This window comes from Cryobacterium sp. Hh7 (assembly GCF_004403155.1).
Taxonomy (GTDB): Bacteria; Actinomycetota; Actinomycetes; order Actinomycetales; family Microbacteriaceae; genus Cryobacterium; species Cryobacterium levicorallinum.
This window is the reverse complement of record NZ_SOHG01000061.1, coordinates 194,951-202,223: the sequence shown is the minus strand read 5'-3', so window position 1 is coordinate 202,223 and position 7,273 is coordinate 194,951. Positions and strand designations below refer to the sequence as shown.

Sequence of the window (7,273 nt, the reverse complement as noted above, 5' to 3'; positions counted from 1 at the left end):
GAATAGCTTGTCTAGATAACAACTATTTTAGCTGGTCAGAGGGGCATTCTCGGTTTAACGCGCCGTCAAAACCTCAAGGTCAACCGGTGGATTCAGGGTAAGCCTGGATCGCTGCGATGCGCTGGTCGCGCAGCTCCCAACGGTGGCAAAACGGGCAGTGCAGCACGCTGTGGCCCCAGGCCTCTGCGACGCCCGGGATAGTGGGCAGGTCGTCCGAGATCGACCGGTGGCGCGGCTACGCGCTGCGACGCCACGCCATCGCATCCGCTGAGGTGGAGGAGCCGGAAGACCACCTGCGTAAGCAGATCGAAGACCCGCTAGCCAACGGGCTCGACCACGACCAAGCGTTCCTCGTGGCGATCAAGCGGCTGGGCAACCTCGACGCCGTCTCTCGGGAATTCGCCCGGGAACACTCCGATCGGCTCGGGAAGCAGCTCGTACTCGTGCCAGACGACGCCGACGCCACCCGCGCGCCGGCCTGGCGCGAACTTGCCGTGGTGCGCGGCATCGCCCTGGGGGCGGGGCTGGCCGTCAAGGCCGGCCTGACCTGGTCCAACGGCGAAATGGGCCTCGCCCGCAATCTGGGCCTGCTGGGCTTTCCGTTTCTCGCCGTCTACTTCGGCTGGAAGCGCCGGCGCACCGTACCGGTCGCGGCAACCCTTTTGGTCTCGTTTGCCGCATTGGCGGTGCTGCCCAACGTCTACCCGTTCGCGGCCGGTGGCTCCACCGAGGTTCTCGCCGCGCTGCACGCCCCGGTGTTGCTCTGGGTGCTGGTCGGGGTCGCCTACGTCGGCGTCCGGTGGCGCTCAGACGCCAGGCGGACGGACTTCGTGCGGTTCACCGGCGAACTCGCGATCTTCGTCACGCTGCTGGCCCTGGGCGGGGCCGTACTGGTCGGGCTCACCCGAGTGTTCACTCCGCTGACGATTCTCATGCTACTGGCCGTGATCGGGGTGCTCGCCACCGTCCGCGGCCTGGATACACCGTTGACCGCAACCTACTCATCCTGATGGACGCCATTTGGTGCTCGTGCTGAGCCTGCTGCTCTACTCGATCTCGGCCCGCGACTCGGTCGCCCAGCCGGGGCTGTTCGACGCCCTCCAGCTGGCGTTGGTCAGCGCTGGTGGTCGATGCCGTGATGCTTACCGCGATGCTGGCGCGCATCCCCGAGTTCGGTTTCAGCCCCAACAAGATCGCCGTGCTTGGCCTCAACCCGCTGCTGCTCGCGCACCTGGTGCGCGCGGCCTGGCTCGCGATCGGATTTCTGCGCGGTCGACGCGCGTTCACGGCGCTCGAAGGCTCGCAGACGCGGTACCTGCCGGTTTACGGCGTGTGGGCGCCTATCGTGGTGGTGATTTGCCCCCTGGTGGTCGGCTTCGCGTGAGCGCGTGCGTGCACCGGAGTGCGGCCGATCCGCTCAGTGCCCGCGAGCGCCCCCGATATGGGTGGCCGCCACGGTAACCGGCGTAGCGGCTCCCAGTATCGGGCGCGGTCATGGCACCGATGACATTTCGAGAGCTCAAATTTTGCTATTTCAGGTACGACGTACTTTGCTGAGGATGAGGCCCTCGGTGGGCTCTTCCTCGTTGGTGACCGTCTCGATCCACTCGACGTCTTCGTCGGACAGGTAGTAGTCCGATTCCTCGCTGTCGCTATCGATGGCGGCCGATCCGCCAGCCCGTGTGACCTCCGCGACGACCTGCGGCGGCACAGCGTCGCCGTTGTTCTCCAACAGCCCTACCCTTGTCGACGGAGTCAGCTTGGGCCACCACAGTTCGATATTCATTCGGCGCAGTCGGCCATGCCCGCCCTTGCAGCGCGAGGTCATCGCACGGCGGCCTCCCGCACAGCCAGGGACGCGGTGGGATAAAACAGGGCGCGGTGAATGGTGACGGTCATCCGTTCTCCCACCAGCGGCCGACGGCCGGTGACGCGGCAGCGAACCCGTACGCCGGCCCAATCCACGATGACATCATTGCCGCTGCGGCCGAACAATGACGAGGTGACTTCGGCGGCACCATCGATGTCGGCGTCGAGCCGCACGTCCTCCGGCAGAACGGCGAGGGTTCCCTCCTCGCCGAATTGAAACCGAGTACCGAGAACGTCGGGTCCGACCGCGCACGGGTGGTTCGATGCAGTGAAACCTGCGGCGTGCACCACTCCTTCGAAAAGAGTTGCATCGGCCATGAACCGCGCCACGCTGGCGCTTGCGGGGTGTGACACCAGTTCTGGCGGCGACGCGATCTGTTGAATGCTCCCCTGGTCGAGCACAACCACCCGGTCGGCGAGAGCGAGCGCTTCGTCGCGGTCGTGCGTCACGTGCACCACGGTCAACCCGATGGAGCGAGTCAACGACTGGAGCTCCAGGCGAAGAGCATCGCGCAACGGCTCATCGAGTGCCGAAAGCGCTTCATCGAGAAGCAGCACTTGGGGGTTGCCGACCAGCGCTCGGGCGAGTGCCACCCGCTGGCGTTGCCCACCCGAAAGCGTGGTCGGATTTCGGGTGCCGAAACCTTCGAGCCCAACCAGCTGCATAACCGCCGCGACGCGCTCCTCCCGCTCGACTCTGGATACTTTTGCGAGCTTCAACGGGTAGGCGATGTTGCGGGCGACGTTCCAGTGCGGCCAGACAGCATGCTGCTGAAAGACCATTCCGAGGTGTCGCCGTTCCGGCGCTACATTCGTCGTCGCGTTCGCGACCACGAATTCACCGATGCGGATCAGACCGGTGGTCGGAGCCAGAAAACCGGCAATTGTGCGCAACAACGTCGTTTTGCCCGAACCGGACGGACCGACGAGGGCAACGAATTCGCCGTCGGCGATACGCAGGTCGATGGCGTCGAGGCCAACGGTGCCATCGGGATAGGTCAAGCCGACCGAGTGCAGATCTACAGATGCCATGATGCGTCCTCCTAAGGGTTAGCGGCGGGATTGCCGTGCGGTGAGCCCCAAGCCAGCAAGGCCGAGCACGGTGACGACGAGGGAGAGAGCGGATGCTGCATTGTAGGAACCGGCTTGCTGCAGACTAAAGATGGTGACGCCCAGAGTCTGGGAGCCGGGCGCGAGCAGCAGCACGGAAATGGTCAGCTCACGAACCGCCGTCAGGACCACCAGCGTGCCGCCGGCGATCGCGGCTGGTATCGCCATACGCCACGAGATGTCCACGAGAGCGCGCAGCCGGCTCGCCCCCGACGCTCGCGCTGCTTCCTCCGCGGTCAGAGGCGTCGACCGAAGCGGAGCGCTCACCGACTGCACGACGAGGGCGATGAACGCCATAACGTAAGCGCACAGGATCAACCACGGGGTGTTGAACAGTCCGATTCGCGGGGCGATAATCAGCCAGCTCACGGCGATGACGAGCCCCGGCAGCGCCTGCGGCAACATCGCGACCGCGCGCAGCATCCCGTTCGAGCGGGCTCGAGTTCGTGTCACGAGGGTGCCGATGGCGAGGCCGAGAACCGTGCAGATCACGCCGGCCAGCACCGAGAGCATGATGGAGTTGGCCGCTCCGGCGATGGCGTTGGGCGACGTCGTTGCGCGCTTCAGATTATCCAGCGTGATGTTCTGCAAGGTCAGCGGAATTCCCGGTGCCGGCAACAGGGCCTGACTGATCAGGGCGAGCAGGGGCAGCACGGTTAGAGCCAGCAGAGTGCCCCACGTGGTGACCGTCGTGGCCAGTCGCCAGCGCCCAAGGCCAAGCAACTGCGCTGGCGAAGCGGATGCGTCCAGCTCCCAGGTGCTGCGTGCCGCCAGAATATCGACAATCATGGCCACTACCGCGCACAACATCAGTATCGCCCCGACCGTTGCGACCACTTGGAGTGGATCGTCGACGGTTCCGGACTGGATGTACCGATAAACGAGGGTGGACAGGGTGACATAGCGTTCCGGCAGCCCGATGATCGACGGAATTCCGAAGTCAGCGAGGTTGGACACTGCGATCAGGGTGAAGGCTGAGAGAAAGGCCGGACGCAACAGCGGCAACGTGATGTGTCGCACGGCGCGCCCGATCGAGGCCCCGCTAATGCGGGCGGCCTGCTCCAGGTCGGACGGCACTCGCCGTAGTGCAGCCGCGACGATGATGTACGCAACGGGATAGGAATGCACGGTGAGCAGAAATACCACTCCATCACCGCCATAAATGTTCCACAGGGGGGACCCGAACCATTGCGTCCACAAGGTATTGACCGGTGCTGCCGGGCCGGCGATCCCAATCCAGGCGATCGCTCCCACAAACGGCGGAACCAGGAGCGGTGATAGAGCGAATAACCGAAGGACCCGACGGCCGGGCAGGTCGCTGCGATCCAACAAGAGGGCGATGACGGTGCCAACAATGACGGCGAACAGGGCCGATACGGAGGCCGAGACAATACTGTTCAGACCCGCCTGCGCGACATCACCGGTCAGGAGCAGCTCCAGTCGATTCTGACTGAAGGCGAGGGCGAGAAGTGCGCCGAGCGGGAGCAGTATGACAGCGGATACCGCGCACCACAATGCCACCCGCACCGCGTCAACACCATCCACCCGCGCGAACCGAGATGGCCGGGAAGCGCGACGGGCCCGGTCGGATTCGACCGGGCCCTGATGGAGCAATTTACTGGAAGAGCTCATTGAATCGGGCCACTGCCGCAGCCTGGATCACACTGATGACCGCGAGGTCAGGGGTGATGATCGTAATATCGTCCATCGACGGCGCGCCATCGGGGGTTCCGACGTCGCTGCGCACCGGCAGGTAGGACTGGCTGACGGCGAGGGTCTGACCGGTTTCACTCACCAGGAAGTCGACGAAGGCCTCGGAGGCTGCCTGCTCGTCGGTGCTGGCGAAGATGCCGACCGGCTGGGAGACGTACGGCACGCCCTCGCTCGGGTAGATGAGGTCGATCGGAGATCCGGCGGCCTTCAGCTCGCGGGCCAGGTAGTCCACGACGATACCGACGGAGCTGGTTCCGGATGCGACGGCCTGGGAAACAGGCCCGTTGCTTTCCGCAATGATCGGCTTGTTGGCCGCGAGTGCCTGCAGCCACGTGTCGCCGAGCTCGTCAGAGTCGCTCCAGACCGCGGCGTTGTACGCTGCAGCACCGGAAACATCGGGGTTCGGCATGGTGATCTGGCCGGCATAGCCGGCGTCGGTGAGGTCCTGCCACGACGTCGGCGGAGTGTCGACGAGGTTGGTGTTGTAGGCGATCACGGTGGGAATGATGCGCGTCCCCACGTAGAAGCCCTCGGGGTCCACGACGTCCTGGTCGAGGGACTCGACGTCGGCGGGGGAATAGGCGAGGAGAAGGTCATCCGTTTTGTAGCGTTCGAAGGTTCCGGCATCTGCAGCGAGAAGCACGTCGGCCTGCACGTCGCCGCTCACGCGCTCGGATTCGATGCGCGCGGTGAGATCGCCGGTGCCGGCGCGGAACACCTCGACCGTGATCTCGGGGTGGTTGACATTGAATGCGCTCACCACGGCATCGATCTTCTCCTGTGGCTCCGAGGTATACAGGGTGATGGTCGCCTCGTCGGCAACCACGGTGGATGCGTCGCCTGCCGCAGTGGAGGCGTCGGCCGGGGCGCTGCATCCGGTCAGAGCTATCCCGATCAGCGCTAATGCCGCTGCGGGAGCGAGAGATTTTCTCAAAGACATGTCTTTTCCTTAGGGTCGTGATGCGAAGGAGTACTGCGGAGCGGGAGAAGTGAAAAGTGGGGGGTCCGGGTGAAGACTGACGGGGGCTGTGCTGATCTGCCCGTCGGCGAGTTGCACGATCGAGAACATGGCCAGGTCGTGGCCACCGACCGTGTCCGGGCCGGCATTCATGATCTGGTGGTAGGCCAGCGACGGCCCCACCGAGACGGGGATTCCGGCAAAGGTGGCCGACATGGGGTGGTGATAGTGACCGGCGAGAATGATGCGAACATCGGACCCGGCGATCGCCCTCGCAAATGCCGGGGCATCGCGCAGCCCGGTGCGTGAGAGCGTGGGCAGTGGCGACGGAACGGGGGAATGGTGCATGGCGATTACGGTTCCCACTCCCCACGATGTCGTGAGTTCTGCGGCGAGCCAGCTCAGCTGTTCCTCACCGAGCGAGCCGCTACTCGAATCAAGCAACACGAAGCGTAGCGAGCCGATCATGACGCTGCGATAGTGGCTGGTCTCATGATCGGTGAGAGAGCGCGCATCCGTTGGTGAATCGTGATTTCCGAGAACAGTGAGCACGGGTGCCTGCACACGTTCGCCGAGGTCGTGGAGGGCAAGGTTCACCTCGGGGTAAACCTCGGTGTGCCCCCGTTGGGCAAGGTCGCCGGTGACCACCACCACCTCCGGCGTCATTCCGGCCGCAACCACGTAGTCACCGACTTGGTGTAACCGGGCCAGTCCATCGATCTGCCCATACAACAGGTTGCCCTGAGTGGCATGAATATCGCTCAGATGCAGGATGCTGAAAATTCCCGATTCGTTACTCATCGTCGGTCCGAACGCGTGCGTCCGCCAGCCGAGTGCGGAGCTGATGGAGCTGGGCAGAGGTCAGACCGTGCCTGCGCAGGTAGGCGACGCTCCCGCCGAGCTCATCGATCTGCGCCAGGGCAAACATCAGGGCGTCTTCGGGGCTGTCCAGATGAAGACGCATTGCGTCGGCCAGTTGGGCGCCTGTCAGCTGGAAACTGCCGAGGACGGTTCGAGCGTGGTCGTGTCGATGGGGGGCGACCTGCTCGGCCGAGAGTACGTAGTCAGCGATTACTTCGGGTCGGGGAGTTCCGACGGCGAGCAGCGCGAGGGCCACCACCAACCCGGTGCGGTCTTTGCCCGCTGAGCAATGTACGAACACGGCACCGGTCGTCTCGGCAATGACAGCGACGGCCGCTGTGAGTTCCGGACCACGCGTCTGGAGCATTTGCTGGTACACCGCCTCGAGCGTTCCGGTGACCGGCGGGCCGTCGGGAAGTCGATAGATCGGGTTGTGGACGACCGCGGCGCGGTGTCGGACCGGACCGCGCTCTGCGACCTCGCGCAGGTCGATGACTACCGAGATGTCGAGGCCGGCGAAGGTAGCGGTCCCCGCCGGCGTGAGCTCGTCGAGCGCGGCACCGCGAAACACACCCGGCAGGCCGGACGTGCGCACGTTGTAGGCGCCCTCGAGCGTGACGATTGCCATTATCGAATGCCCCCGTTTCAGCATTTCACGGAGTGTGAAACGCGGTTACAAGAGCAAAAGTAGGTTGGTCAGCTAAACGGGAGGCAAACGGAGCACACACGGCTGGTAGACGGAATGTTTACGCCCGGCGTTGA

8 protein-coding genes are annotated in these 7,273 nt (G+C 64.5%); 2 read left to right on the top strand and 6 right to left on the bottom strand.

Features of this window, described 5'->3' with window-relative positions; all coding sequences use genetic code 11:
• Positions 1–200: 200 nt before the first annotated feature.
• Together E3T43_RS16545 and E3T43_RS19375 are read left to right on the top strand one after the other, a co-directional pair.
• Positions 201–1,010, top strand: coding sequence for a permease prefix domain 1-containing protein (locus E3T43_RS16545; RefSeq protein WP_241979046.1), 810 nt, complete (start codon positions 201–203; stop codon positions 1,008–1,010).
• A gap of 113 nt (positions 1,011–1,123) precedes the next feature.
• Positions 1,124–1,384 carry a hypothetical protein gene (locus E3T43_RS19375; protein WP_241979045.1) on the top strand — a complete coding sequence of 87 codons (261 nt, stop codon included), beginning with the start codon at positions 1,124–1,126 and terminating at the stop codon, positions 1,382–1,384.
• A 150-nt stretch (positions 1,385–1,534) separates the two neighbouring features.
• Here E3T43_RS19375 and E3T43_RS16540 read toward each other — a convergent pair whose 3' ends face one another.
• The 6 genes from E3T43_RS16540 to E3T43_RS16515 form a co-directional block, all read right to left on the bottom strand.
• Positions 1,535–1,786, bottom strand: a complete 252-nt coding sequence (locus E3T43_RS16540; RefSeq protein WP_134473197.1) for a hypothetical protein — start codon at positions 1,784–1,786, stop codon at positions 1,535–1,537.
• A gap of 38 nt (positions 1,787–1,824) precedes the next feature.
• Positions 1,825–2,901, bottom strand: a complete 1,077-nt coding sequence (locus tag E3T43_RS16535; RefSeq protein WP_134473196.1) for an ABC transporter ATP-binding protein — start codon at positions 2,899–2,901, stop codon at positions 1,825–1,827.
• 18 nt (positions 2,902–2,919) lie between these two features.
• Complete coding sequence (locus tag E3T43_RS16530) at positions 2,920–4,524, bottom strand: iron ABC transporter permease (protein WP_134473195.1); 1,605 nt, start codon at positions 4,522–4,524, stop codon at positions 2,920–2,922.
• Positions 4,525–4,594: 70 nt separating this feature from the next.
• A complete protein-coding gene (locus tag E3T43_RS16525; RefSeq protein ID WP_134473194.1) occupies positions 4,595–5,632 on the bottom strand; it encodes an ABC transporter substrate-binding protein in 1,038 nt (345 codons plus the stop codon).
• A gap of 9 nt (positions 5,633–5,641) precedes the next feature.
• Positions 5,642–6,451, bottom strand: coding sequence for a metallophosphoesterase (locus E3T43_RS16520; RefSeq protein ID WP_134442871.1), 810 nt, complete (start codon positions 6,449–6,451; stop codon positions 5,642–5,644).
• The gene (locus tag E3T43_RS16515; RefSeq protein WP_166789425.1) at positions 6,444–7,139 is read right to left on the bottom strand and encodes a tyrosine-protein phosphatase; all 696 of its coding nucleotides are present in this window, start codon (positions 7,137–7,139) and stop codon (positions 6,444–6,446) included. Before E3T43_RS16515 ends, E3T43_RS16520 begins: the two co-directional genes overlap by 8 nt.
• Between the last annotated feature and the right edge of the window lie 134 nt (positions 7,140–7,273).

Bases quoted from the DNA above. Each gene is read 5' to 3' on its own strand.
- E3T43_RS16540 (WP_134473197.1), bottom strand. From the start codon at position 1,786: ATGAATATCGAACTGTGGTGGCCCAAGCTGACTCCGTCGACAAGGGTA.
- E3T43_RS16535 (WP_134473196.1), bottom strand. From the start codon at position 2,901: ATGGCATCTGTAGATCTGCACTCGGTCGGCTTGACCTATCCCGATGGC.
- E3T43_RS16525 (WP_134473194.1), bottom strand. From the start codon at position 5,632: ATGTCTTTGAGAAAATCTCTCGCTCCCGCAGCGGCATTAGCGCTGATC.
- E3T43_RS16520 (WP_134442871.1), bottom strand. From the start codon at position 6,451: ATGAGTAACGAATCGGGAATTTTCAGCATCCTGCATCTGAGCGATATT.
- E3T43_RS16515 (WP_166789425.1), bottom strand. From the start codon at position 7,139: ATGGCAATCGTCACGCTCGAGGGCGCCTACAACGTGCGCACGTCCGGC.